The 23,529-nt window shown below is 68.9% G+C and carries 22 protein-coding genes; 7 read left to right on the top strand and 15 right to left on the bottom strand.

Annotated features, from left to right (window positions below; all coding sequences use genetic code 11):
- Positions 1-2: 2 nt before the first annotated feature.
- Entirely contained in the window at positions 3-1,580 is a 1,578-nt protein-coding gene (locus tag ACGFNP_RS03605; protein ID WP_393314340.1) for an ABC transporter substrate-binding protein, read from the bottom strand.
- A gap of 107 nt (positions 1,581-1,687) precedes the next feature.
- Between ACGFNP_RS03605 and ACGFNP_RS03600 the strand changes: the two genes are divergently transcribed.
- Entirely contained in the window at positions 1,688-2,323 is a 636-nt protein-coding gene (locus ACGFNP_RS03600) for an Lrp/AsnC family transcriptional regulator (RefSeq protein WP_358340099.1), read from the top strand.
- A gap of 37 nt (positions 2,324-2,360) precedes the next feature.
- Here ACGFNP_RS03600 and ACGFNP_RS03595 read toward each other — a convergent pair whose 3' ends face one another.
- On the bottom strand, positions 2,361-2,705 hold the full coding sequence (locus ACGFNP_RS03595; protein ID WP_358340101.1) for a hypothetical protein: 345 nt from the start codon (positions 2,703-2,705) through the stop codon (positions 2,361-2,363).
- Positions 2,706-2,984: 279 nt separating this feature from the next.
- Here ACGFNP_RS03595 and ACGFNP_RS03590 point away from each other — a divergent pair, with 279 nt between their 5' ends.
- The gene (locus ACGFNP_RS03590) at positions 2,985-3,749 is read left to right on the top strand and encodes a hypothetical protein (protein ID WP_393314336.1); all 765 of its coding nucleotides are present in this window, start codon (positions 2,985-2,987) and stop codon (positions 3,747-3,749) included.
- Positions 3,750-3,766: 17 nt separating this feature from the next.
- Positions 3,767-4,330 carry a hypothetical protein gene (locus tag ACGFNP_RS03585; RefSeq protein ID WP_358340104.1) on the top strand — a complete coding sequence of 188 codons (564 nt, stop codon included), beginning with the start codon at positions 3,767-3,769 and terminating at the stop codon, positions 4,328-4,330.
- Between the two features lie 58 nt (positions 4,331-4,388).
- Here ACGFNP_RS03585 and ACGFNP_RS03580 read toward each other — a convergent pair whose 3' ends face one another.
- The 5 genes from ACGFNP_RS03580 to ACGFNP_RS03560 form a co-directional block, all read right to left on the bottom strand.
- The gene (locus ACGFNP_RS03580; protein ID WP_358340106.1) at positions 4,389-4,589 is read right to left on the bottom strand and encodes a hypothetical protein; all 201 of its coding nucleotides are present in this window, start codon (positions 4,587-4,589) and stop codon (positions 4,389-4,391) included.
- 152 nt (positions 4,590-4,741) lie between these two features.
- Positions 4,742-5,236 (bottom strand): hypothetical protein, encoded by a 495-nt coding sequence (locus tag ACGFNP_RS03575; protein ID WP_393314333.1) that lies wholly within the window; start codon positions 5,234-5,236, stop codon positions 4,742-4,744.
- On the bottom strand, positions 5,227-5,478 hold the full coding sequence (locus ACGFNP_RS03570) for a hypothetical protein (RefSeq protein WP_393314330.1): 252 nt from the start codon (positions 5,476-5,478) through the stop codon (positions 5,227-5,229). Before ACGFNP_RS03570 ends, ACGFNP_RS03575 begins: the two co-directional genes overlap by 10 nt.
- Before the next feature lie 47 nt (positions 5,479-5,525).
- Positions 5,526-5,945: a CoA-binding protein gene (locus ACGFNP_RS03565; RefSeq protein ID WP_393314327.1), complete on the bottom strand. Its 420-nt coding sequence runs from the start codon at positions 5,943-5,945 to the stop codon at positions 5,526-5,528.
- Positions 5,946-6,037: 92 nt separating this feature from the next.
- Positions 6,038-6,403: a hypothetical protein gene (locus ACGFNP_RS03560; RefSeq protein WP_393314324.1), complete on the bottom strand. Its 366-nt coding sequence runs from the start codon at positions 6,401-6,403 to the stop codon at positions 6,038-6,040.
- Positions 6,404-6,531: 128 nt separating this feature from the next.
- On the opposite strand from ACGFNP_RS03560, the gene ACGFNP_RS03555 reads away from it, so the two are divergent.
- Both ACGFNP_RS03555 and ACGFNP_RS03550 read left to right on the top strand, forming a co-directional pair.
- Positions 6,532-9,534 (top strand): BTAD domain-containing putative transcriptional regulator, encoded by a 3,003-nt coding sequence (locus ACGFNP_RS03555; protein WP_393314321.1) that lies wholly within the window; start codon positions 6,532-6,534, stop codon positions 9,532-9,534.
- 62 nt (positions 9,535-9,596) lie between these two features.
- Positions 9,597-10,259 (top strand): M15 family metallopeptidase, encoded by a 663-nt coding sequence (locus ACGFNP_RS03550; protein WP_358340114.1) that lies wholly within the window; start codon positions 9,597-9,599, stop codon positions 10,257-10,259.
- A 55-nt stretch (positions 10,260-10,314) separates the two neighbouring features.
- Here ACGFNP_RS03550 and ACGFNP_RS03545 read toward each other — a convergent pair whose 3' ends face one another.
- Both ACGFNP_RS03545 and ACGFNP_RS03540 read right to left on the bottom strand, forming a co-directional pair.
- On the bottom strand, positions 10,315-12,084 hold the full coding sequence (locus tag ACGFNP_RS03545) for an FG-GAP repeat domain-containing protein (RefSeq protein ID WP_393314318.1): 1,770 nt from the start codon (positions 12,082-12,084) through the stop codon (positions 10,315-10,317).
- A gap of 65 nt (positions 12,085-12,149) precedes the next feature.
- On the bottom strand, positions 12,150-13,898 hold the full coding sequence (locus ACGFNP_RS03540; protein WP_393314315.1) for an FG-GAP-like repeat-containing protein: 1,749 nt from the start codon (positions 13,896-13,898) through the stop codon (positions 12,150-12,152).
- A 452-nt stretch (positions 13,899-14,350) separates the two neighbouring features.
- Here ACGFNP_RS03540 and ACGFNP_RS03535 point away from each other — a divergent pair, with 452 nt between their 5' ends.
- On the top strand, positions 14,351-15,136 hold the full coding sequence (locus ACGFNP_RS03535) for a class I SAM-dependent methyltransferase (RefSeq protein ID WP_358340118.1): 786 nt from the start codon (positions 14,351-14,353) through the stop codon (positions 15,134-15,136).
- A gap of 9 nt (positions 15,137-15,145) precedes the next feature.
- Here the strand turns inward: ACGFNP_RS03535 and ACGFNP_RS03530 are convergent, their stop codons facing one another.
- From ACGFNP_RS03530 to ACGFNP_RS03510, 5 genes are all read right to left on the bottom strand, one after another.
- Positions 15,146-15,823, bottom strand: a complete 678-nt coding sequence (locus tag ACGFNP_RS03530; protein ID WP_358340119.1) for a YdcF family protein — start codon at positions 15,821-15,823, stop codon at positions 15,146-15,148.
- Positions 15,824-15,837: 14 nt separating this feature from the next.
- On the bottom strand, positions 15,838-16,611 hold the full coding sequence (locus ACGFNP_RS03525) for a hypothetical protein (RefSeq protein WP_358340120.1): 774 nt from the start codon (positions 16,609-16,611) through the stop codon (positions 15,838-15,840).
- 369 nt (positions 16,612-16,980) lie between these two features.
- Complete coding sequence (locus ACGFNP_RS03520) at positions 16,981-17,544, bottom strand: hypothetical protein (protein ID WP_393314311.1); 564 nt, start codon at positions 17,542-17,544, stop codon at positions 16,981-16,983.
- Positions 17,541-17,894: a PadR family transcriptional regulator gene (locus ACGFNP_RS03515; protein WP_393314308.1), complete on the bottom strand. Its 354-nt coding sequence runs from the start codon at positions 17,892-17,894 to the stop codon at positions 17,541-17,543. Before ACGFNP_RS03515 ends, ACGFNP_RS03520 begins: the two co-directional genes overlap by 4 nt.
- 146 nt (positions 17,895-18,040) lie before the next feature.
- The gene (locus tag ACGFNP_RS03510; protein ID WP_358340126.1) at positions 18,041-18,958 is read right to left on the bottom strand and encodes a lytic transglycosylase domain-containing protein; all 918 of its coding nucleotides are present in this window, start codon (positions 18,956-18,958) and stop codon (positions 18,041-18,043) included.
- Between the two features lie 136 nt (positions 18,959-19,094).
- Here ACGFNP_RS03510 and ACGFNP_RS03505 point away from each other — a divergent pair, with 136 nt between their 5' ends.
- Entirely contained in the window at positions 19,095-23,168 is a 4,074-nt protein-coding gene (locus ACGFNP_RS03505) for a hypothetical protein (RefSeq protein WP_393314305.1), read from the top strand.
- Between the two features lie 7 nt (positions 23,169-23,175).
- Here the strand turns inward: ACGFNP_RS03505 and ACGFNP_RS03500 are convergent, their stop codons facing one another.
- A complete protein-coding gene (locus tag ACGFNP_RS03500) occupies positions 23,176-23,499 on the bottom strand; it encodes a sensory rhodopsin transducer (protein WP_358340130.1) in 324 nt (107 codons plus the stop codon).
- Positions 23,500-23,529 lie beyond the last annotated feature (30 nt).

Below are 23,529 nucleotides of genomic sequence, written 5' to 3'. Positions count from 1 at the left end.
GCTTACTTCGCGCCCAGGCGGGCGACGTCGACCGTCCAGACCGGGTGGTATTCAAGGCCGGTCACCGAGGCGGCCGTCACGATGTTCTGGCTCGGCTGGATCAGCGGGATGAACGGGCCCGAGGCGTTCAGCTTCGTCTGCACGTCGGCGTACGCCTGCTTGCGCGCGTCGTCGCCGATCGCGGTCGCGGCCTTCTCACCCGCGGCCTCGATCTCCTTGGCCGCGCCGGTCTTCCACCCGGCGCGCAGGCCCACCGTCTTGCCCGGCAGGAAGGCCAGGTAGTCGCTGGGGTCCGGGTAGTCCGGGCCCCAGTACCAGAGCCCCATCTCCTCCTTGCCGTTGCGGTAGTTGTCCAGCGCGGTGGTGACCGGTGCGGGCTGCAGGTCCACCGTGATGCCGACCTCCTTGAGGTTGGCCTGGATCCGCTCGGCCAGCGGCTGGAACGACAGGCCGTTCACGGTCAGCTCGCTCGGGTACTCCAGCTTCACCGTGGGGTTGGCCACGCCGCTCGCGGCCAGGGCCGCCTTGGCGCCCTCGACGTCGCGCTTGGCCGCCTGGTCGGCGGGCAGCGCGCCGAGCAGCTGCGACGGGATCACGCCGGGCGCCTGCGTGGAGCCCTCACCGGCCAGCTCCAGCAGACCCGTGTAGTCGACGCCCTTGCGCACGGCCTCGACGAACTTGGCGTTCGGCGTGGTCTTGCTGACCTTGTCGTCCTGGTTGGCCAGCAGGAAGATCACGTTGGCCGAGGCGGTCTTCTTGACCTGGAGGTTCGCCGGCATGCCGGTCACCTGGTCGCCCGACAGGTTGAGCGCCACCTGGCTGTCGCCGCGCTGGACGTTCAGTTTCTGGGTGGCGGCCTCGACGTTGCGGATGACGACCTTGTCGTAGGCGGGCTTGGTGCCGTAGTACTTGGCGTTCGCCTTCAGCACGACCTGGCTGCTCACGTTGAACGACTCGATCGTGTACGGGCCCGACCCGGCGGCGGCCGAGTTCAGGTACTGCTCGGCCTTGTCCTGCGCGTCCGCGGTCGCGCCATGCTGCTTGGCGAGCTTGCTGTTGATGATGCCGAGCGCCGGGTTGGGCAGGATGAACGGCAGCGCGGGGTTGGCCGCCTTGGAGGTCAGCGTGACCGTCGAGTCGTCCTTCTTGGCCACCTCGACGCCGTCGAGCAGGAACGACGGGGTGCCCTTCATGTCCCGCACCCGGGTCAGCGAGAACACCACGTCGTCCGCAGTGACGGGGGAGCCGTCGGCGAACGTCGCGCCCTGCTTGAGCTTGAGCGTGAGCACCTTGCCGTCCTTGGACAGCTCGTACGACTCGGCCAGCGCCGGGACCGGCTTGGTCACGTCGGCGCCCTCGAAGGTGAGCAGCGTCTCGTAGATCGCCTTCTCCACGAACAGGCCCGTCGGCTCGTACGTACGCCCGGGGTCGGCCGTCTTGAGGTCGAAGGAGGTGTCGATCACCAGGGTCTTGCCGCCGCCACCTTGGGCGGCGGGGGTCTGGGAACCGCCGCTTCCGCAGGCGGCGAGGGCGAGTGCACCGGCGAGCAGCACAGCCGCCGTCTGCGAGCGGGTCGCCATTGAGTCCTCCAGTTGGACGATTGGCCGAAAGATGCCGAGGATTGTCCGGCAGAACGTCCAGGCGCTGTGCGGTCGCTGAGACGTATATAAATAGGCCGGGGGTAACTATGAGTGAAATTTCCAGAAATGGTGCCGGTGCTGGTGGTCAGCCTGGACGGATCGGCATCGGCCTCGAGCTCGACGCGGTCCATATGAAGATCCTCGAGGTCCTGCGGGAGAACGGCAGGATCTCGGTCTCGGCACTGGCCGAGCGGGTGGGCATCTCCCGGGCCAACGCGTACACCCGTTTCGAGGCGCTGCGTGCCGACGGCGCGATCAAGCGGTTCACCGCCGAGATCGACCACGTCAGGACGGGGCTCGGCATCACCGCGCTGATCTTCGTGACCGTGCGGCAGCAGATGTGGAAGCAGTTCAGGGCGGAGCTGGCCAGGATGCCCGAGGTGGAGTACTGCGCGATCACCACCGGCCAGCACGACGCGATGATCCAGGTGCGAATGTCTGACGTGGCCGAGGTGCACGCCATGGTGACCGACCGGCTGGCCAACATCCCGGCCGTGAAGGCGACCGAGACTGTCTTCATCCTGGACGAGGTGCTCAGGCGGCCGTACGTGCTGCCCAGCGACCGTGACAAGGCCCGTCCGGTACGGCGGGCGGCCCAGGAGGCCCCCGGCGACGTGCCGCTCGGCAAGATGCGCTTCGTCGGCGCCGCGGAGGGCAGGGCCGCCCTGCGCAAGGACGGCTGATCTGGCATCGGCCGGGCCTTCACCGTGCTTTGGGCGGTCAGGGGGTGACGACCTCCGTGCACACGCTGACGTGCCGGGTGTCGTCGCCCTCGAACTGGAACTCCTCGATCAGGCGCAGCCGGCCGTCGGCGTCGGTCTCGATACGGCTGTTGCTCTGGCCGCCCGCCTTGCCGCCGGCCTTGAGCGCGTGCGCGTAGGCGATGGAGACGACGTCGCCGTCCCTGGTGCCGACGAAACGGCCGTGCGCGACGGTGTCGCCGGTGTAGCTGCCCCACACCACCCCGTCGGCCTCCCAGTAGTCGAACTCGGTGGGCCGCTCCAGGTCCACCACGCTCGCCGTCGAACTCACCATCACGAATCTGCGGCCGTTGAGAAGGTTCACGCCGCCCATGGTCCCGATATTTCATGACACGGAGAGTCAGCCTGGACATTTCTCTCCCCGCGCCATGATCTCGTCGGCGATCCGTCCAGCCGCAAGGGCCACGAATCGGGACTTGTCACGAATCCGGCTCTTCAGTGCCGGGCTGACCGGTGACCTCACCTTCGCGCCCGGCCGAGACCATTCGGTGACGTCCTGTACCGCAATGTATCCCCTGAGTAGCCGTGCTATCTGTGATAGTAATGTCACGCTCAGTGTCCGGTGGGGATTGGGGAGATCCTTATGCTGCAATACATCATCGCGGCCGCGGCCGCGGTAGGCGTGGTAGCTGTCGCCGCCACGCTGTTCCGGCTCGCGAAGAAGGGCAGCGACGACAACGACGCCGGCGGACCGTCGGCCGGGCACGCGGGCGCGATGCTGTCCGCCATGTTCCTGCTGGTCTTCGCCATCGCGATCATCGTGCCGTGGACCACCGCCGACACCGCCGCCCAGAACACGCAGACCGAGAGCCAGGCCGCGGTGGAGGCCTACTGGTCGGCCTCCGGCCTGCCCGGCACCGCCCCCGCCCTGGTACGCGCCGGCCTGCGCGACTACATCACGTTCATCGTCAAGGACGAGTGGCCCGTCATGGAGCGTGGCTCGATGGACCCCGTCGGCACGGAGCGGCTCGACGCGCTCCGGGCCCGCGTCGACGCGCTGCAGGTGACCACGGACCAGAAGGAGGCCAGGACCGCGGTGCTCGACCACCTCGCGGCGATCGCCGCCGCCCGCGCCCAGCGCACCGCCGACGCCGCCGCGACCCCACCCGACGGACTGCTGGCCCTGACGATCATCACCGGCCTGCTGGTCGTCCTGTTCCCGTTCCTGGCCGGGGCCAGGCCGCGCGGCCTGGCGCTCCTGCCGGTGGTGGCGATGGCCGCGATGCTCGGCTTCGGCATCTACCTCACCTGGGACATCTCCCACGCCTTCAACGGCCCGCTGGCCGTGGAGCCTGAGGCGTACAAGAGCGCGCTGCAGGAGTTCGCACGGATTTCCGGAGGCGTCTGACCGTGGGCGCCTGGCGCATGCCACTGCTCCTCGCGGGCACGCTGTTGGCGCTGTCCGCGGGCGCTCCCGCCGCGGCCGACCCGGACCCCGGCGACTCGACCGTGAGCGTCAGCGCCGACGTGGCCGTCTGCGTGGACGTGCCACTGGTGAGTGTGCACATCGGACGATGCGGGTCGCCGGCCGCGAACCCGCCGCCCCAAGCCGTCCCCAACCCACAGCCCGGCGTCACCCTGAACCCGCGACCCGTCGCCACTCCGAAGGCGACGCCCAGGGTCCGGGTCGTGATCACTCCCCGCCCCGCGAAACCCAAGCCGACCCAGCGACCGACCTCTCGTCCGACCCCCAACCGGGTGCGGGTGCCCGCTGTCGTACCCGCGCCCGTCCGGGCCAAGCCGACTCCGAAACCGAAGCACGAACCGACGATCAAGCCGACCCCCAAGCCCACGGTGACCTACGTCCGCGCCAAGCGCGCCGTGCCGCCGCGACCGCGGAAGAACCCGCTGGGCACGGTGCTCTTGATGGTGGTCTTGACGACGGCCATCGCCTCTACCACTGCTGTGGCGTTCGCAGCCGTGCGGTAACCCTCGCTGTCCGCGCCACCAGGCGGTGGCGCGGATGGCCCAGCTCAGCCGACCCGCTTCACCCGGCGGCCGGAGCGCCGTAGACGCCGAGTTCGTAGATGCCGCCACCCGAGGAGCTCGAGCCGTTGCTCGGGCGCTCACCGCGCTCGGGGGCAGGGAAGTACGTGGTCAGGGCGGTCGTGTGGTCCTCCAGGCTGGTCCAGCCGCTCGGATCGGTGGTGTCGGCCGAGTGCTCAATCTTGTACTTGTAGCCGGACAACTGCCTCTTCCCCCTGAGTCACCCGACGCCTCCTGGGCCCGAGCGTCGCGCACCGACGGCCCTTGCAGGAGCAGCTACCGTGAACGGCGGGACCATGATCATTCGATTGGGGTCTCAACACCAAGCCGCAAACTCAGCCTTAAAGTTCTCTATCATATTGTCCCTTCATATACACTAAGGTATACGAGCGATTCCTCCTTGGCGGAAGCCTTCCTAAGTTGCTCCAGAACTTCTGGCTTGTCTTCGAAGTACGCAGGATTAAACGGACGCAGAGTCGCGTACGCTTCGCCCCATCGGGCGGATTCCATCAACACGATTGTCGGCCGGTTCTGCGCTTTGATCAGCCACTTACGGGCTGCCAGTAGATCGGCCGCCTTGTCGAGCGCCGCTCGGCCGCTTGTGGCCCCGACGTCGATGACGAGGTCTCGCGCGACCTGTGTCCTGCCGTCTCTCTCGCTTTCGTCACTGGCCTCCGCCCGCACCTCGCCTATTCCGCGAACGTCGTTGAGAGCGGCGGGATCGACCCGCATTGTCACTGAGGCCGGTGGTGACACGCACCCCGAAGCCATGAAGACCGCACCGAGGGCGGTGGTGGCGATCCGGCCGATGCGGGCCGCCTGCTCCGTGAACGCTACTCTTAATCGCACTTGTCCCAGCCTACGCGATTGCACTCCCCATATTCGTCGGCTGCGTTACCGGGCTTCGGCCACTCCAGTATTTGGTTTCGGCGCTTAATTCCGATGGCGCTGGTCGAGCCGCCGAGCGCCTCGTCCGCAAAACCGCTTTCCGCCCACGCGCGGAAACGTTCGCTATTGAGCGTCGTATTTCCGGATGCGGGGTTGTCCACCCATACCCCGGAGCGGCCACCTGAGGCGCTGAAGGTGCTCATCTCCGACTGGGCCTACGATCCAGGCCTCACCAGAGATCCGCGACCGCCTAGCTAGCGCGGCGCAGCGCCCATTCGACTCCCAGGCAGCGGTCCATCACGACGTCGAGGCCCGCGTCCAGCGCACGCTGGGCGGCGGCCTCGTCGATGACGCCGAGCGGGAGCCAGACCGCCTTGACGCCGGCCGCGATCGCGTCGTCCACCGACTCCCCGGCGTCGCGCGAACGCCGGTACACGGCCACGACGTCCACGCTGTCCGGAACCTGGGCCAGCGACCGGTATCCGCGCTCACCCAGAACCGTCTCGGCGTTCGGGTGAACCGGGATGATCCGCTTGCCCCTCGACTGGAGCAGGCGGGCCTGGTCGTAGGCCGTGCGGTCCGGGTTGTCCCTGAGACCCACGAAAGCCCACGTCTGCGCCTGGCTGAGCAGTCGCCGGATGACAGCCACGTCCGCGAAACGGTTCTCCATGCAGGTGCGAACACGGGCCGCTCGCCGAAGCTTCCCCGGTCACCCCGATCGTCCATCACGCCGTACGCGGAGGACCGGAAGAGGAACGAGGCCTAGGAGCGGTACGGCCGCCATGCGTCGGCCAGCCTCCGGTACGCGTCCTCCGGCAGCCCGTACGCTTCGCGCAGGATCCCGAACAGCCGCGGCTCGTCGCCAGGGAACGCGTCCGGCGCGCCCGCCCCCCTGATCAGGATCAACCCGGCCGAGAACGGCCCCGCCCCCGGCATGGCGCGCAGCTCGGCCAGGGCACCCTCGGGGCCGAGCGAGCGCAGGTGCTCGGTGGTGAGCACGCCGTCGAGCACCGCCCTGGCCAGGCCGCGCAGCCACTCCTGCTTCTGCGCGGGCAGCCCGAGCCCGCCCGCCTCCAGCAGGCTCACCGGCGGCGGGAAGGCCGCGAACTCCTGGCCGTCCACCGTCACCTTCGCGCCGTATCCGTCGGCGATGCGCTGCTTGATCTGACTGACCGATTTCCTCCTCGGGGCGGTGGCGTACGGGGTCCCGCGGTGTTATCACTGCGGGGACAAGGTCACCGCCCCGAGGGGGATCAGTGGAGTTCCGTCTGCTCGGCCCCGTCGAAGCCTGGGACGGCGGCAAGCGCCTGGCGCTGGGCGGCCCGAAACCCCGCGCCCTCCTGGCCGCGCTGCTGCTGGCCGACGGGAAGGTCGTCTCCAGCGAGCGGCTCGTGGACGTGCTGTGGGGCGACGACCCGCCGCGCAGCGCCTCCGCGCTCGTCCAGACGTACGTGTACGGCCTGCGCCGCACGCTCGCGGACGGCGGCGAGGCGGAGGTGATCGAGACCAGGCCGCCCGGGTACGCGGCCCGGTTCCAGCCCGGCCGGCTCGACGTGGAGTCGTTCGAGCGGATGGTCGCCGAAGGCCGGCGGCACGCGGCGGACGGTGGGCACGACCGCGCGGCCGAGAGCCTGCGCGCGGCGCTGGCGCTGTGGCGCGGATCGGCGCTCGGCGGCATCGGGCACGTGCTGCGCGGCGAGGCCGCCCGCCTCGACGAGACGCGGCTGCTCGTCCAGGAGGAGCTGCTTCACGCGGAGCTGACGCTGGGCAGGCACGCGGAGGCGGCTGGCGAGCTCACCGAGCTGGTCCGCCTGCATCCCACCAGAGAGCGCCCCCGCGCCCTGCTCATGAGGGCCCTGTACCGGCTGGGCCGCCAGGCCGACGCGATGGCGGTCTACCACGAGGGCCGCAAGGCGCTGGCCGACGAGCTGGGCGTAGATCCCGGCCCCGAGCTGCAGGAACTGTACGAGGCGGTGCTGCGCGCGGACCCGGCCCTGGACCCCGCTCCGGCGCTGCCCAAATCACAGCCGGTCCCGGCGCACCTGCCCCGCGGGGTCGCCGACTTCACCGGCAGGCAGCGCCAGCTCGCGGAGCTGACCGCCCTGCTCGGCGCCCCCAGCGACACGGTCACGGTGTGCGTCATCTCCGGCAAGGGCGGAGTCGGCAAGTCGACGCTCGCGGTGAAGGCCGCCCACCAGGCGTCCCCGGCCTACCCCGACGGGCAGCTCTACGCCGACCTGCGCGGCGTCACCGGCTCTCCTGCCCCGGCTTTGGAGGTGCTCGGCCGTTTCCTGCGGGCGCTCGGCCTGCCGCCGTCCGCGATTCCGTCGACGGTGCCCGAATGCGTGGACGCCTACCGCAGCGCCCTGCACGGCCGGCGGGTGCTCGTGGTGCTCGACGACGCGGGCTCCGAGCAGCAGGTACGCCCCCTGCTCCCGGGCAGCCCCACCTGCGCCGTGCTGATCACGGCCAGGCGCAGGCTCGCCGGCCTGGACGGGGTGCGGGTGAGCGACCTCGACGTCTTCGACACCCCTGCGGCAGTGGACCTGCTCGCCCGCATCGCCGGTCCTGAGCGCGTACGGGCGCAGACGGAGGCGGCCGGGCACATCGTCCGCCTCTGCGGTCATCTGCCGCTCGCGCTGCGCACGGCGGGCGCGCGGCTGGCGGCCCGCCCGAACTGGCCCCTCGCGACGCTGGCCGGACGGCTGGCCGACGAACACCGCCGCCTGGACGAGCTCACCGCCGGCGACCTGGAGGTACGGGCCAGCGTCGCGCTCAGCTACCGGGGGCTCGACGAGGGGGCGAAACGGGCGTTTCGCCTGCTCGGGCTGCTGGGCGTGCCCGACTTCGCGTCCTGGGTGCCCGCGGCGCTCCTGGACGTGCCCGAGACCGAGGCCGAGGAGGTCGTCGAACGCCTGATGGACGCCCAGCTCCTCGACGATGTCGCCGTGGACGCGGCCGGGCAGGCCCGCTACCGCCTGCACGACCTCCTGCGCGTGTACGCGGCCGAACGCGCCGAGGCCGAAGAGCCGCCCGAGGAGCGCGCGGCGGCCGTGAACCGCGCCCTGGGCGGCTGGCTGTGGCTGATCACCCGGGCCGCCGCCGCCCGGCCGCCGGGCGCGCTGACGCTGCGGCGCGAGTACGCCATGGCCAGGCCCGTCGACGCGGACGTGGCCGACCTGGTCACGTGGTTCAGCGCCGAGAGCCCCGCCCTGGTCGTCGCGGTGGAGCGGGCGGCCGCCATGAACCTGCACGAGGTGGCCTGCGAGGTGGCCGCCGCCCTGTGCTCCTCCTCGTTCTCCGTGGACACCCGTTTCGAGGAGTGGCGGCGTACGCACGAGTCGGCGCTGGGCGCGGCACGGCGGGCGGGCGATCCGCTGGCCGAGGCGACGCTGCTGGTGGGGCTCGGCCAGCTCCGCTACCGGCAGGACCGCTATCCGGAGGCGCAGGCGTTCTTCCGCCAGGCGCTGCCGCTGCTGCGCGCGGGCGGCGACGCGCACGGGCAGGCGGTGGCCGTCGCCGGCATCGGCAACGCCTGCCGCGAGCTGGGCGACCTGGCCGCGGCGCTGGCCCACCTGCGGGACGCGGCGGAGGTGTTCCGCTCGCTCGGCGACGACGCCGCGGTCGGATACGTCAAACGGCTGGCCGGATCGGTGCTGCTCGAACAGGGTGAGATCGCCGCCGCCCGCGAACTGCTCGACGACGCCCTGGCCGCCTTCCGCAGGCTGGGCAGCAAGCGCGGCGAGGGGATCACGCTGCGTACCATCGGCCTGGTCCACCGGGCCGTCGGCGAGTTCGGCCGGGCCGAGGAGCTGTGCGCGCGGGCGGTGGCCCTGCTGCGTGAGGCGGGCGACCCGCTGATGCTCGCGTACTGCGTGCAGGCCCTGGCCAAGACCCGCATCCGGCTCGGCGGCGACGCCGGCATCCTGCCCGAGCTGCGGGAGGCGATGGAGGTGTGCGAACGGAACGACGACCGGTTCGGGATGGCGCTCGTCGAGCGGACCGTCGGCGAGCTGCACCTGGCCCACGGCAGGCACGCGCAGACCGAGGAGCATCTCGGCCGGGCCGTCGCGCTGTGGGACCGGCTGGGGCTGCCGCTGTTCCGCGCCCGCACCCTGCGCGACCTGGCCGCCGCCCGCGAGGCGGCCGGGGACGCCCCCGCCGCCGCCTCCATGCGAGCCGCGGCGCTCGCCGTCTTCGCCGAGTACGGCACCCGCGAGTACGGCGAACTGCGCTCGTCTGGTGCTTTTCTGGAGTGAATTTGGAGTGCCCTCGCTCAACGTCCTCCTAAACAGCCCCTTTTCTGTGCAAGGAGAGCGTCGTGCCGGACATCATCCTCATGTCAGACCCCAGAATCAGCGAGATCCCCGTCGAGGATCGCGCGGAGCCGCTGGCAGACTTGCGCACCGTCCCCGGCCTGCGGCTGGACCAGCGGATGGCCGACCCCGGCGGAGCGTACGCGCACGTCCGCCAAGGTCACGTCGAGCGCCTCCTGCGCGCCCAGAACGGCCTGCCCGACGGGTTGCGGCTGCTCGTGGTCGAGGCGTACCGGCCGCCCGCGCTGCAGGAACTGTACTTCCAGCGGTACGCCTCGCAGCTCGGCGCGGACAACCCCGACTGGTCGCCTGAGCACGTGTACGTGCAGGCCAGCCGTTCCCTGGCGCCGCCCCACATCGGCCCGCACGTATGCGGCGCGGCGGTGGACCTCACCCTGTGCACCGGCGACGGCGCCGAGCTGGACATGGGCACCGAGGTGAACGCCAGCCCGGAGGAGAGCGACGACGCCTGCTACACGGCCGCGCCGAACATCTCCAAGCACGCCCGCGCCAACCGGGAGATCCTCATCGGCGTCATGTCCGCGGCCGGGTTCGTCAACTACCCGACGGAGTGGTGGCACTGGTCGTACGGCGATCGTTACTGGGCCCTGACCACCGGCGCTCCCGCGGCCCTGCACTCCCTGATCGAGTGGTCGCCGCGTACATGAGTTCGACCGCCGCGGTGATCGATGATCACCGCGGCGGTCGCGTGTGGTGAGGACCTTAGATCGGCTTGGTACGGAACTGGTCCCAGTTGCCCGCTCCGGAGTCCCAGGTCATGGTGGGGGCGTTGAAGCCGCCGGTTTTGGCGGTCCAGGTCCACAGGCCGGTTCGGCCGCCGGGGTAGTCGTAGAAGGTGCTGATGTCTGCGAGTCCGTCGCCGTTGAAGTCGCCGGTGACGGCTTTGGCGCGGGGTTGTTCGAAGTTTCCTGCGCCGGAGTCCCAGGTCATCGTGGGCGGGTTGAAGCCGCCGCCGGTTTTGGCGGTCCAGGTCCATAGGCCGGTGCGGGCGCCGGGGTAGTCGTAGAAGGTGCTGATGTCGGTCATGTTGTCGCCGTTGAAGTCGCCGACGATGGGCTTGGCGCGGGGTTGTTCGAAGTTCCCTGCGCCGGAGTCCCAGGACATGGTGGGCGGGTTGAAGCCGCCGCCGGTTTTGGCGGTCCAGGTCCATAGGCCGGTGCGGGCGCCGGGGTAGTCGTAGAAGGTGCCGACGTCTGCGAGTCCGTCGCCGTTGAAGTCGCCGGCGATGGCCTTGGCGCGGGGTTGTTCGAAGTTGCCCGCGCCCGAATCCCAGGACATGACGGGGGAGTTGAAGCCGCCTGCCTTGGCGGTCCAGATCCACAGGCCGGTGCGGGCGCCGGGGTAGTCATAGAACGTACCGATGTCTGCGAGGCCGTCGCCGTTGAAGTCGCCGGTGACGGCCTTGGCGCGGGGTTGTTCGAAGTTGCCCGCGCCCGAGTCCCAGGACATGACGGGGGAGTTGAAGCCGCCGCCGGTCTTGGCGGTCCAGATCCACAGGCCCGTGCGGGCGCCGGGGTAGTCGTAGAAGGTGCCGATGTCTGCGAGTCCGTCGCCGTTGAAGTCACCCGCGATGGCTTTGGCGCGGGGTTGTTCGAAGTTGCCCGCTCCCGAGTCCCACATGCTGACGGGCGGGTTGAAGCCGCCTCCGGCCTTGGCCGACCAGACGAACAGAACCGTCCGGGCCCCTGGGTAGTCGTAGAACGCGGCCACGTCGTCCAGCCCGTCACCGTTGAAGTCCGCCTTCACCTCCGAGGTGCCGGACGGAGGGTCCGTCGACGGTGTCGTCCCCGCGTTCCACAGAGCGTCGACGAGAAGCTGGGCGTCGTGGACCTCCTTGGCGTAGGCGTCCGGGACCGCCGACACCTGCACCTTCTGGCAGATGGCGCCTATGTCCCCGCTCATCCAGGAGTTGTTCGGATATTTGCGCAGCATGGCGTTGAGGAACGCGTTGGTCGCGTACACGGGGTCGATCAACTGCGCGGGCGTGCCCCAGCCCTGGGACGGACGCTGCTGGAACAGCCCCAGGCTGTCGTGGTCGCCGGCCTCCGTGTAGTTGTGCAGGGTGCTCTCGGTGATGGCCGTGGTCACGGCGATCACCGCCGCTCGCTTGTCCAGCCCTCGGCCCTTGGACGTGTCCGTGATGATCCGGGCGCAGGAGACGTTGTAGGAGTTCACACTCTTCCCCATGCGGGGGCCGTTCATCTGCGGCCGGACCTGGTTGGCGATCGCGGTGTCCGCGCTGGTCTCGCCGCCCGGAACGCAGGCGGTGTAGGACAGTGACGCCGCGAGCGACTCGGGCACCGGCTCGCCGGCCGGGCCGGGGACGCGGCTGGTGGTGGGGGCGGGGGTCGGCTCCTGCGCTGCCGCAGGGAGAGCACCTCCGGCGAGGAGTCCTGCGGCCAAGGCGGCCGACACGGTCAGGCGGCGGGTGAAGGGTAAACGCGGGGTTGCGATGAGAGGGGTGATCTTCATGATTTTCTCCAAAAAGGTGAGAAGTCCGCTGGCTGCGGCTTGCGCGCCGCAGCCAGCTCGCACGATCAGACAGGCTTGGTACGGAACTGGTCCCAGTTGCCCGCTCCGGAGTCCCAGGTCATGGTGGGGGCGTTGAAGCCGCCGGTTTTGGCGGTCCAGGTCCACAGGCCGGTTCGGCCGCCGGGGTAGTCGTAGAAGGTGCTGATGTCTGCGAGTCCGTCGCCGTTGAAGTCGCCGGTGACGGCTTTGGCGCGGGGTTGTTCGAAGTTTCCTGCGCCGGAGTCCCAGGTCATCGTGGGCGGGTTGAAGCCGCCGCCGGTTTTGGCGGTCCAGGTCCATAGGCCGGTGCGGGCGCCGGGGTAGTCGTAGAAGGTGCTGATGTCGGTCATGTTGTCGCCGTTGAAGTCGCCGACGATGGGCTTGGCGCGGGGTTGTTCGAAGTTCCCTGCGCCGGAGTCCCAGGACATGGTGGGCGGGTTGAAGCCGCCGCCGGTTTTGGCGGTCCAGGTCCATAGGCCGGTGCGGGCGCCGGGGTAGTCGTAGAAGGTGCCGACGTCTGCGAGTCCGTCGCCGTTGAAGTCGCCGGCGATGGCCTTGGCGCGGGGTTGTTCGAAGTTGCCCGCGCCCGAATCCCAGGACATGACGGGGGAGTTGAAGCCGCCTGCCTTGGCGGTCCAGATCCACAGGCCGGTGCGGGCGCCGGGGTAGTCATAGAACGTACCGATGTCTGCGAGGCCGTCGCCGTTGAAGTCGCCGGTGACGGCCTTGGCGCGGGGTTGTTCGAAGTTGCCCGCGCCCGAGTCCCAGGACATGACGGGGGAGTTGAAGCCGCCGCCGGTCTTGGCGGTCCAGATCCACAGGCCCGTGCGGGCGCCGGGGTAGTCGTAGAAGGTGCCGATGTCTGCGAGTCCGTCGCCGTTGAAGTCACCCGCGATGGCTTTGGCGCGGGGTTGTTCGAAGTTGCCCGCTCCCGAGTCCCACATGCTGACGGGCGGGTTGAAGCCGCCTCCGGCCTTGGCCGACCAGATGAACAGGACCGTCCGGGCCCCTGGGTAGTCGTAGAACGCGGCCACGTCGTCCAGCCCGTCGCCGTTGAAGTCGGCCCGAACGTCACTGGTGCCGCTCGCGTCGGTGGCGGGAGTGGCGGGCGGACCGTCCTCGGCGCCCACCGGCGCGGAATAGCCGACGATGTCGACGTTCGTGCGCGAGTAGCTGTTCTCCTTGATGCGGTCGCCGCTGTTGCCCTCGATGGTGTAGACGGTGGTGGCGTTCGAGGACTTGACGATCCCGACATGGTCGATGTCGCCGCTCTGGTCCCAGTCGAAGACGACCGCGTCGCCGGGCTGGGGGGCGTAACCGGTGGAACGCGCGTGCCAGGTCCCGTGCTTGGTGCCGTAGTCCTTGAAGGAGCTGGCCCAGCCGGTGAGCACGCCGCCATTGGTCTCGGCGACGTCGGCTTCGGGCACTCCCGCGTTCTTCCACACGTACTTCGAGAAGTCCGCGCACCAGTCGCTGTCCCGCCACTGCACGCCGTCCGTGGCCGGGCAGCCGCCCGCCGGCTTCCAGGACCGGAAGTACCCGGTGTAGTAGTTGCAACCACTGCCCATCGGCTCTTCGTGGTTGCGGGAGGCGTTGGCGAACTGGCTCTGCGCGACGGCGACTATGTTGCCGCGCGTCACGGCCGCGGCGGGCGCGGTCGTCGCGGCGACCAGCGCCGAAGCCAGGAACGCCGTGGCCGTGGCTCCCGCGCCCAGCCGTAAAAGGAGTCCGGTGACGTTCTTGGACGTCGGTGCCGGGTGGTTCTGCTCGCTCATGTCGGGTCCTTTCTCCAGAGGTGCTGACCTCTGTGAGAAAGGCTCGGCCGGGGCGCTCCAAGTACTCTCGAATCGTGCTCCAGCACCTTCTATAGAGGCGCGGCGCGCTCTATAGAGGCCGGTCGCCGGGCCTGATTCCGGTGACTGAGGGCGTGGGCGGGCTAGCTAGGCCTCGATGAGCCCAGAGGAGATAGGGAAGACGTGGTGCGGACTGACTATGTCTTCTCGGTGGTCAGACCGGTGGCATCGGCAAGATCCCTCGACAAGGTTCATCGCCCCAGCTCAGAAGGCACTTTCGTATTTCCTCCCCGCTTCCGGCCGCATCTCGACCGAAACGGCGAGGCTAAGGGGGAAAGGTTCGCGAGGAGTCGGCCGTGAGGCGATGTATGTGCGGCAGTACGAGCCGCGCTGCTTCTCTTGGGCTACGATCGCGACGTCGAAGGATTTCCCGCATGCTCCACAAGGGGTGCAAAACGAGCAGAGTGAAGAAATTAGACTTCAACGATGTGGCCGAGGTCTACGATCTTGGCAGGGCGCTGCCGCAGGTGGACGGATTCTCAGAGTGGAGGCTGCGCTTAGTTGAGCACTTCGGCGGTCTCAGCGGTCAATGCCTGCTTGACCTGGGGTCGGGGACCGGGCTCTTCTCGGCTGCCATCGCGGAATGGTTCGAAACCCGAGTCGTCGGAGTGGAGCCGTCATCGAAAATGCGGGAAGTCGCCGCCAAGACTCGTAAGCGCGGTGGAATCGTTTATGTGGGTGGTCGTGGCGAGCAGATACCCCTCGAGGACGCATCGTGCGCCGCAGCATGGCTTTCCCATGTTCTGCACCATCTGACGGACCTCGCACGCTGTGCCATGGAGCTGCGCAGAGTGGTGCGAGAGGGACAACCGGTCGTGATTCGCAACATTCTCCCTGGGAGAACCGGTGGGATCACGTTGTTCCACTATTTTCCCGGCGCCCGCCAGGTCGTGGAGTCGTCGTCACCCTCTCTCGAAGCCGCCTGTTCGGCATTCACCAAGGCCGGTTTCGAGTTGCACTCCCTGCAATCCGTCCGTCAGATTACCGCCCCCGATATGCGGGTGTTCCTGAAGCGGGTGCGAGTCCGGGCGGACTCCAGCCTTGCTCCCCTCGACGACGACCAGTTCGCCAAAGGGTTGCGGGCGTTGATTCACGATGCGAAGTCGGACGCGGGAACCGCTCCGATAGTCGATAGCATGGATATGCTGGTGTTTCACTAGCGTGGATCCTCAGGTGCTGCCGTTCGAGCCGTAGGCCTGGCTGGCCGCCCCCTCCTGTGCGGCGAAGTGCTCTCTGATGCGCGCGAACTCCTCGTACATCTCCTCGTGTTTCCGGTACCATTCCTCCCAACTCGGCGGAACCGCAACCGGACTGCCCAAGGGTTCGATCTCCCGCCTCGTCGCACTCAGGTAAGCCGCTTCTTCTTCGTCATTCAGCAGGTCTCCGCAGGGCACCTCAACGGGAATCAAGGGGATTTCTGGCCCCAACACTCGGGTGAACACATAGAAAGCTCGATACATGTGTTTGTCCGAAGTCACCAGCGCCACGCCCCCGACGCTCAGCTCGGCGATCGCGACCGACGCGACGAAGGCTTCGCTGATGGTGTCCCTGGCCTCGCCATCGGCCTGGACTATCGCGTCTTCCGGCACCCCCGCACTCAGGAGATATTCGGCGCGTAGCTGTGAGGTGAGCTGCTCCGAACGCTCCGCCCGTGGACTCCACCACCAGTAATGGCCGCCCATCACGATCAGTCGGGTGGTGGGCCGAGATCTCCACAGCTCGGCACCTTTATCGAGCCGGTCCGTGCCGAGCTTCGTCAATTTCCCGTTTTTGTCCAGACCTCCTCCCAGAATGACCGCAGCTTCCACCGTCGGCAACTGATGAAGATCCACCGGTTTCACCACCATCTCGAGACACCGAACTACAATGGTAGAGCATCCCCGGAGCCGGGTGGATCGAGGCGCTCCATATGAAGTGAACGGGATAGAGGGATGCAGTCGACCACCCTTGGGCGGGCGATATATTGATCGATGACATCCACTTCCACCACCAAACACGCGGAGTCTCCTCCGGTGAGCCGAGCGCACGTCTCTTCAATAAGCGGGTCGACCACACTGCGGGCGGCGGCGAGTGAACCAAAGACCCGGCATCCTGCCAGCATCACCAGGCGTGCCTTCTGATTGAAGGGATTCTGGGCCAAGACGACCAGACCTATGTCCCGGTCCACTTTGCCGTTGGAGATCCTGGCGGAGAACGTGTGCTTGTCATCGGCGCGGATGAGGTCGAACCCGGAGAATGAGTATGGCAGCCGAATCCTCTCGGCCAGCGCACGGAACACCTCATTCCTGACAGGTCCGCCGATGACGATCAGATTCCCCTCGAGCGCCTTATCCTTCGGAAAACGCTCGGCCGTGCAGATCCGGTCCATTCGGCAGCCGAAGACCCGCGCCAGATAAAGCGAAACTTCGGTTGCCGCGGCATATTCGGCCGGCCAGACCGTCTGGGTCATGTAATCGGTGACATCAATGACCGGGCCGTCCCCCGTGACGATGCTGGTCGGCAGCGATGGATTGAGCTTCCAGACACGTGAGGCCGGTCGGAGTTCCCTGCGCCGCTTCACGCTCGTGCGGAAGAACCATCCGGCCAGGAACGCGATGAATGACGCGGCCAGGTTGATGGCGAGGTCCCATCCCATTGTGGCCTCCGTTCGCGGGCGACTGCGCGCGCCCACCCATCAAGGGCCTTGTCACTTGGATCCTAACCTCCGACGTGGTGGTCAGCGGGGCGTTGAAAGACTTACGTGCGACCGGATCCTCCAACCACACCGTGCCGTCATAATCACCAGTGGCCGGCACCGGACGCTCGTCAACGACACCCCACGCGCCCCATATGACGGTGTCGGCGCGGCCGATCAGCGGCCCGCCATCCGAATAACCGCAGCTGACCTGCCGAAATGGACGAGCGTAAGCCGCTGGATCCGCTGGTGAAAGTCGGTCGCGGACCAATGAATGGTGCTGCGGCCACGACTCGGGTGAGCGGCGGCACGCGGTTGGGCCAGTGTGGGTCAATCGGTAGATGTGATTGGCGAGTCCCGAACCCATTGCACGACATATTGGTCTTTGTTCCGCTTCGCCCTCCTGACCAACACTCTCGTGACGGCCGGATCTGCGGCCTTTAACGATAAGCCGCAGTTCAGTGCCTCGGTCTCGTGGATAGTCACTGCCAGCCCATCGTCGAGTCCTGGCAGGCCGTTCGCTGAGCCTCCGAACCGCTTGGCGAGCGTGATGATGTCGCCTGTCATCTCCAGCTGGCGCTCGATCCGTATCTTCGTCGCCAGACGCTGGTTGCGGGCGTGCAGCGCACGAGACCAGGTGTGTTGGGTACGGCGGAATGCCCATGCCATGGCTGCCTGGAATACGAAGACGGATGCGGTGATCAGTTTGAAGAGTTTGCCGGGCCGGGCATCGATGACCGCTTCGAGTTCCTCGGCGCGAACTTCGGCCCGGATCTGATCGGCGTAGCGTAGGTGGGTGGACCAGCGTACGAGCCGCTTGGCCAGCCATGGCGCTATCTCGGTGCATTCGGCGATGAGTACACCGACGATGAGCATCACGATCTCGGTGGTCATCGGTCACCCGTCCGCAGGACGCGAAGCGCCGTGAAACCAAACGCAGGGCGCGTCTTGACGGCGGCGGGACGTCGCTCCGCCAACAGCGCCCAAGCGGCAGGCACTCCTTCGCCGGTGAGCCGGTAGAACCGGCGCCTGGGGCGGCTCGCGTCCGGTTCGAGCTCCTCCCATGCGCCGGTGATCCATCCGGCGTCTTCGAGGCGGTCGAGCACCTTGTACACGGTGGGGCCCGCGCGGTGGGTCGCCTTCATGATCGCCCACCCGTGGATCTGCTCGTCGGCGTCGTGAGCGCGGACGAGAGCTTCGAGTACGTCCAGCGTAGGTTGCGTGATCCTTTCGAGGCCCCCCAAGCCATGTCCCCCTTCTGGGCTGCCACGTTCCTATCGTACATAGGTGAAATAAGCGCTACAAGCTGTCGGCAGGCAGTGGCGCCGATTACTGCCGCAGCTGGGTGGCATCCACCAACCCGGCCAGGTCCAGCGGCGACGCGGACTCGTCACCGGGGGCCGGTGAGGCGGACGTCGCCCTGCGTGGACAGGACGAAGACCTGCCAGTTGTAGTACGCGTAGAAGCTGCGCGAGTCGCGCTTGATCTGGCGGGCGTGCGCGAGGACGGCATCCACGTACCGGGCGTCATGGTTGTAGGCGAACACCGCACGCCGGTAGTCTCGCGGCGCCCCCGACGCCTTGAGATAGTTGGCCGCGGCGAACACCGCGTCACGCGCGTTGTGGACATCCCCACCCAGGCCGTACTGCCGCCACGTGCCCGGCATGAACTGCATCGGCCCTTGTGCCCCGGTGGAGCTCGCTGATCTGACCCGGCCGAACTTCGTCTCGACGAGCATGATCGCCGCGAGAACCTCCCACTCGACCCCGAACCGCTTCTCGGCCCGCGTCATGTAGCCGCGCAGGGGCTCGGCGGGCGGCGGCTCCGCCAGGCGCATCCGCTTGCGCTGCGCCGCGCTGATCGGGTGGGCCATGGACAGCAGCTTCGCGATGGCCGTGGTGTTGTCGCGTGCCTCAGCGGCCAGCCCCTTGGGCAGCCGCTTCACGACGCCCTGGGTCAGCGTCGTGTTCCGGGCCATCGCGCGGTAGATGCGCTGCTGATGGAGGGAGAGCAGTACGACGTCCTGCGGCGGCTGCTCCTGCGAGCCCTTGGTCCAGCCGTCGATCGCCTCGTTCAGCGCGGTGGACGTCTCCTTCAGAGCGTCGGCCAGCTTGACGGGGTCGGTGGGGATGCGCACATCAGGCGCGGGCACCCCCATGGCCGCCGCCTGCGGGGAGGGGGTCTGGGTGGCAGTCGGGGTGGTGGTCTGGACGGGGCGCTCCGGTGTCGCCGAGCCGTCCGCCTCACCGGCACATCCCGAGAGGACGGCTACGAGGGAGGCCGCGATCATGACGTTGACCGATCTCATGATGCTCAACCGTATCGCCAGGATCACCCGTAAGAAGAACTCCCACACGCGGCCCACCACACCCAGGTGCGGCTGAGGGCTGTGGGAACGAAGGTCCTTCTTTTGGCGATATCCGGATGTGGCGGGTGGTGGGCGGGTGCGGGCGCGGGTCGCCGGTGCGGGCAGCACGCTGGTCAGGCTGTCGCCGTACGCGCTGCTGGCCGCGCTGTCGGCGTGCGCGCTGGCCCCGCTGGTCCCGCTGAGCGGCGCCGCGGTGGGAGTCGTCGCCGGTGTCGGTACGAACGTTCTCAGCGAGGTCATCACCAGAGCCGTGGAGGCGCTGCGCCGCCGCAATGGCGGCCGGTCGCCGAGTGAGGACGAGATAGAGGCCGAGCTCGCCGAACGCCTCTCCGACGCGCTGGCCTCCGGGCCCGGCGCGGCGGAGCTCAAGGCGGAGCTGGCCCGCGTGCTGGAGCGCCTCGACACGGCCGGTACGGCACTCGAAGCGGCCGTGGACGCCGGCGACGAGCGGTTGCAACGGCATCTGGCGCACGCGTTCGCCGAGTTGGGGGCGGACTTCGCCGGATTCCGGTCGCTGCTGGAGAGGGTGAGCGATCGCGCCTCGCAGATCCATCGGACGCTGCACGAGCTGGGCATCGAGCAGCGCGACGATCGCGAGCGGCTGCGCCGCCAGGCGGTCCAGCTGCTGCGGATCCGGGAGGACCTGGCCCGGTTGGCCGACGCCGATCCCGCCCCTCGCAGGCCGGGGAGGTGGAGCGGTGGCTGCCCCTACCGGGGGCTGTGGCCCTTCCAGCAGGAGCACGCCGACATCTTCTATGGCCGCGAGCGGATGACCATGGCGCTGGTGGCCAAGCTGGCCGAGCGGCTGTCCGGAGTGGCGCTGCTGGCGGTGACGGGGGCTTCGGGGGCGGGCAAGTCATCGCTGCTGCGCGCCGGGCTGCTGCCGGCGATCGACCGGGGGCTGCTGCCGGTGCGGGGCTCACACGAGTGGCCGCAGCTCATGTTGACGCCGACGCCGACGCCCCTGGACGAGCTGGCCGTCCACCTGGCGGCGCTGGGCCGTGGTGACTCCTCGGTCGTCCGCGAAGGTCTGCGGAGCTCGCCCCGCCTGACCTTCCGGCAGGTGGTGCTGGCTCACCGGCGCGAGTACGGACTGCCGGGCTCGCGGCTGGTGCTGGTGGTCGACCAGTTCGAGGAGATCTTCACCGGCGACGTCGAGCAGGGGCGGGCGTTCGTCACGGCGCTCCTGGCCGCGGTCACAGATCCCGATCCGCAGGTGCTGGTCGTCCTCGGTGTGCGCGGCGACTACTGGGGGCACTGCGCCGCCTATCCCGAGCTGGCGGAGATCCTGGCGGACGCCCAGTTCATCGTCGGTCCGATGCGCGAGTCCGAGCTCCGCCGGGCCGTCACGGCGCCCGCGGTCGCGGCGGGGCTGGACATCGAGCCGGGTCTGGTCGATCTGCTGTTGCAGGATCTCGGCACCCCGTCGGCGACGGGCGCCTACGAGGTGGGCACGCTGCCCTTGTTGTCACAGGCGATGCTGCTGGCCTGGGAGGCGCGCGAGGGCGAGCGGCTGACCATTCGCGGCTACGGTACGAGCGGCGGCGTGCTGGCGGCGGTCGAGTCGAGTGCGGAGGCCGTCTACGGGGCGCTGTCGCCCGACCAGCAGGTCCTCGCCCGCGCTCTGGTCAGGCGCGCGGTCGCCGTCCAGCCGGACGGCAGGCTGTCGCGGCGCAGGGTGCGCCGCTCGGAGGTGGGCACGGACCTGGCGCCGGTGCTGGCCGCCTTCACCGGCAAACGCCTGCTCGTGCTCACCGAGGACGGCCTAGAGCTCTCGCACGATGTCCTGTTGCACGCCTGGCCGCGCCTGCGGTCGTGGCTGGAGGACGACATCGCGAGCCGGATCCTGCTCGGCGAGCTCACCAGGAGCGCCGAGGAGTGGGAGCGGTACGAGCGGGACAGCTCGCTGCTGTACCAGGGAACCAAGCTGGCGACCGTGCGAGCGGCCAGCCAGGGCTGGTCGGCCGACCCGGGCCGCCACCCGCCCGCCTCCGGCATCGCCCGGGAGTTCCTCGAGGCGTCGCTGCGGGGGGAGTCCAGACGGGCTCGGGTACGGCGCCGGGTCGTGGTCGCGCTCGCCATGCTGGCGGTGATCTCCGTGGTGGCGGCCGGCGTCGCGTTCGTGGCGGCCGGCCGGGCGACCAGCGAGCGGAATCTGGCGCTGTCGAAGCAGTGGGCGGCCGACAGCGAACGGATCGCGGACGCCGATCCGGAGCGATCGCGACGCCTGGCGGTGATGGCGAGGCGGATCGCGAACACGGCCGAGGCCGAGCACGCCCTGCGGGCCGCGGTCTCCAGACCCGGCCGGGCGAGCGTGCACGTCGAGTCGTCCCTATCCTCCATGCTCTACGCGCCCGACGGCCGTACGGTGCTCGCCGGGGTGAGCGACGGAGTGGAGATCCGCGACGCGGGCACGCTCGCCCGGATCAAGACGCTGCGCAGCCAGGACAGCGTCGACAAGATCGCCATCAGCGGCGACGGCCGGCTGGTCGCGGGAATGGGACGCTACCGGGTCCAGCTCTGGCGCGGCACCGCGCCCGATGTCACCATCCCCTATTTCGGCTTCACTGCCGCCGACCTCAGCCGCGACGGCGACCTCTTGGTGACCGGGAGCTCCGACGATCGGATCCAGCGCTGGGACGCCCGTACCGGCCAGAAGATCGGTTCGGCCATCAAGGCCGGGATGATCGAGGTCACGGCGATCGGCGTCAGCCCGGACGGCGAGACGATCGCGGCAGGCGGGCGAAACGGCGACATCCGATTCCTCGACGCCCGGACCGGGCGCCCGCGCGGCTCCCCGATCAAGACCGAAGGGGCGCTGGCCACGGTCGACGCCTTGACCTTCACCCCGGACGGCCGGTACCTGTTCACCACGACGACCAGTGGCCAGGTCCGTAGCTGGGACGTCGCCACCAGGCGATTCCAGCTCTCCTACACCCGCGAGGACGCGCAGGCGTCGAGCCTGGCCTTCAGCCGCGACGGGACGATCCTCGCCGCCGGGGACCTGCAAGGTGTCATCCGGCTGTGGGATCCCGTGTCGGCCGAGCAACTCGGGCAGCCACTCACCGGCCACACCGCCGGCGTCAGCGCCATGACCTTCAGCCCGGACGGACGGACGCTGCTCAGTTCCAGCCTCGATGGCACCCTGCGCCGCTGGGATCTCACCGTACGGCAGACGGTGATCCCACCCGTGATCGACGGCTTCGGCGTTGATCTGGCCGCCCTGAGCGGTGACGGGAGCCGCCTGCTCACCGCGGCGACTTCCTCCCTGGGAGCGCAGCTGTGGGACATGCGCAGCGGCAAGCGAATCGGCTCGCACATCAGGGGGAAGTACGCCGCTCGCGTGTGGCTGTCCGCCGACGGTCGGCGCTTGGCCACGGCGTCGGCGGACGCGAAGGTCCGCCTCTGGGATGCCGCCACTCACCAGGTGCTCGCCGAGCATCATGTGGACTACACCCTGCCGACCGTACCGGCCGCTTTCACCTCCGATGGAAGCTTCTTCGCCTATGTCACCACGGACTCGCAAGGTGTGCGGGTGCTGGACCTGCGCTCCGGCCGCTCGACCGGCTACCCTCTGGGACAGAACGTGACGGCCATGGCGGTCAATGCGGACGCCACGACCATCGCCATGGCGACGCCCTTGGGCATCCGGCTCTGGCCCGCCGGAGCCCGCGCGCCTCTGCCCGATCTCTTGCACGGCCACACCGGCCTGGTGGCTACCCTCGCTTTCAGCCCGGACGGCGCCACCCTGGCCAGCGGAGGTTCCGACGGGACGATCCGGCTGTGGGACGTGCGCACGGCAACACCGAAAGGAACGCCGATGGTCGGGCACCGGGCCGACATCATCGCGCTGGCCTTCGCCCCCGACGGCCGGACCATCGCCAGCTCCGGAGGCGACGAGACTGTCCGGTTCTGGAACACCCGCACCGGGCGCCAGATCGGCGAGTCGATGACCGCGTCCCGTGCGTCGGAGCTGTCATTCAGCGCCGACGGTGCGCTGCTGGTCGGTAGCATCCATCCCGGGAACCATGCGCTTGTGTGGCGTACGGGGATCGCCGCTGATCCGGTCGGCCAGATCTGCCGCGAATCGGGGGGCGCGCTGAATGTGGTCCCCCTGGAGTTCGAACAGTACCCGCCGCCGTGCCTTTGACGATCTGTCAGGCCGCTGTTCGCCGAGGCTTCGGCACGTCCGGACGCGCCGGCTCAGGCTGTACGAGTACCGGCATGTCCGAGACCACCACGACGGAGTACGACTGGCCCGGTGGCAGGTCGTGCGGATCGACCAGGTCCTCCAGGGCCAGAGCCTGCGTACGGTGTGCGGGGACGCGCAGGCGGAACGGACCCAGCGGCTGCCCGCCCTCCGCGCAGAACGTGAGCTCGACGTGGGCGTTGCCGGGACTGATGTTGAACAGGTAGAGCTGGTCGCCGGGCAGGCACCCGTCGGCGATCGCCATCTTCCAGTTTCCCACCATTGTGCTCATGTGCGACTCCCGTCTACTGCTCGGCAGTCA

Source organism: Nonomuraea sp. NPDC049269, assembly GCF_043197155.1.
Classification (GTDB): domain Bacteria; phylum Actinomycetota; class Actinomycetes; order Streptosporangiales; family Streptosporangiaceae; genus Nonomuraea.
Note: the sequence above shows the minus strand (reverse complement) of the source record. Positions and strands in the feature narration are given on the sequence as shown.

What these genes read in the sequence shown, in the direction of transcription:
- ACGFNP_RS03605 (WP_393314340.1), bottom strand. Translation starts at nt 1,580, where the DNA reads ATGGCGACCCGCTCGCAGACGGCGGCTGTGCTGCTCGCCGGTGCACTC.
- ACGFNP_RS03600 (WP_358340099.1), top strand. Translation starts at nt 1,688, where the DNA reads ATGAGTGAAATTTCCAGAAATGGTGCCGGTGCTGGTGGTCAGCCTGGA.
- ACGFNP_RS03590 (WP_393314336.1), top strand. Translation starts at nt 2,985, where the DNA reads ATGCTGCAATACATCATCGCGGCCGCGGCCGCGGTAGGCGTGGTAGCT.
- ACGFNP_RS03585 (WP_358340104.1), top strand. Translation starts at nt 3,767, where the DNA reads ATGCCACTGCTCCTCGCGGGCACGCTGTTGGCGCTGTCCGCGGGCGCT.
- ACGFNP_RS03570 (WP_393314330.1), bottom strand. Translation starts at nt 5,478, where the DNA reads ATGAGCACCTTCAGCGCCTCAGGTGGCCGCTCCGGGGTATGGGTGGAC.
- ACGFNP_RS03565 (WP_393314327.1), bottom strand. Translation starts at nt 5,945, where the DNA reads ATGGAGAACCGTTTCGCGGACGTGGCTGTCATCCGGCGACTGCTCAGC.
- ACGFNP_RS03545 (WP_393314318.1), bottom strand. Translation starts at nt 12,084, where the DNA reads ATGAAGATCACCCCTCTCATCGCAACCCCGCGTTTACCCTTCACCCGC.
- ACGFNP_RS03540 (WP_393314315.1), bottom strand. Translation starts at nt 13,898, where the DNA reads ATGAGCGAGCAGAACCACCCGGCACCGACGTCCAAGAACGTCACCGGA.
- ACGFNP_RS03535 (WP_358340118.1), top strand. Translation starts at nt 14,351, where the DNA reads ATGCTCCACAAGGGGTGCAAAACGAGCAGAGTGAAGAAATTAGACTTC.
- ACGFNP_RS03530 (WP_358340119.1), bottom strand. Translation starts at nt 15,823, where the DNA reads ATGGTGGTGAAACCGGTGGATCTTCATCAGTTGCCGACGGTGGAAGCT.
- ACGFNP_RS03525 (WP_358340120.1), bottom strand. Translation starts at nt 16,611, where the DNA reads ATGGGATGGGACCTCGCCATCAACCTGGCCGCGTCATTCATCGCGTTC.
- ACGFNP_RS03520 (WP_393314311.1), bottom strand. Translation starts at nt 17,544, where the DNA reads ATGACCACCGAGATCGTGATGCTCATCGTCGGTGTACTCATCGCCGAA.
- ACGFNP_RS03510 (WP_358340126.1), bottom strand. Translation starts at nt 18,958, where the DNA reads ATGAGATCGGTCAACGTCATGATCGCGGCCTCCCTCGTAGCCGTCCTC.
- ACGFNP_RS03500 (WP_358340130.1), bottom strand. Translation starts at nt 23,499, where the DNA reads ATGAGCACAATGGTGGGAAACTGGAAGATGGCGATCGCCGACGGGTGC.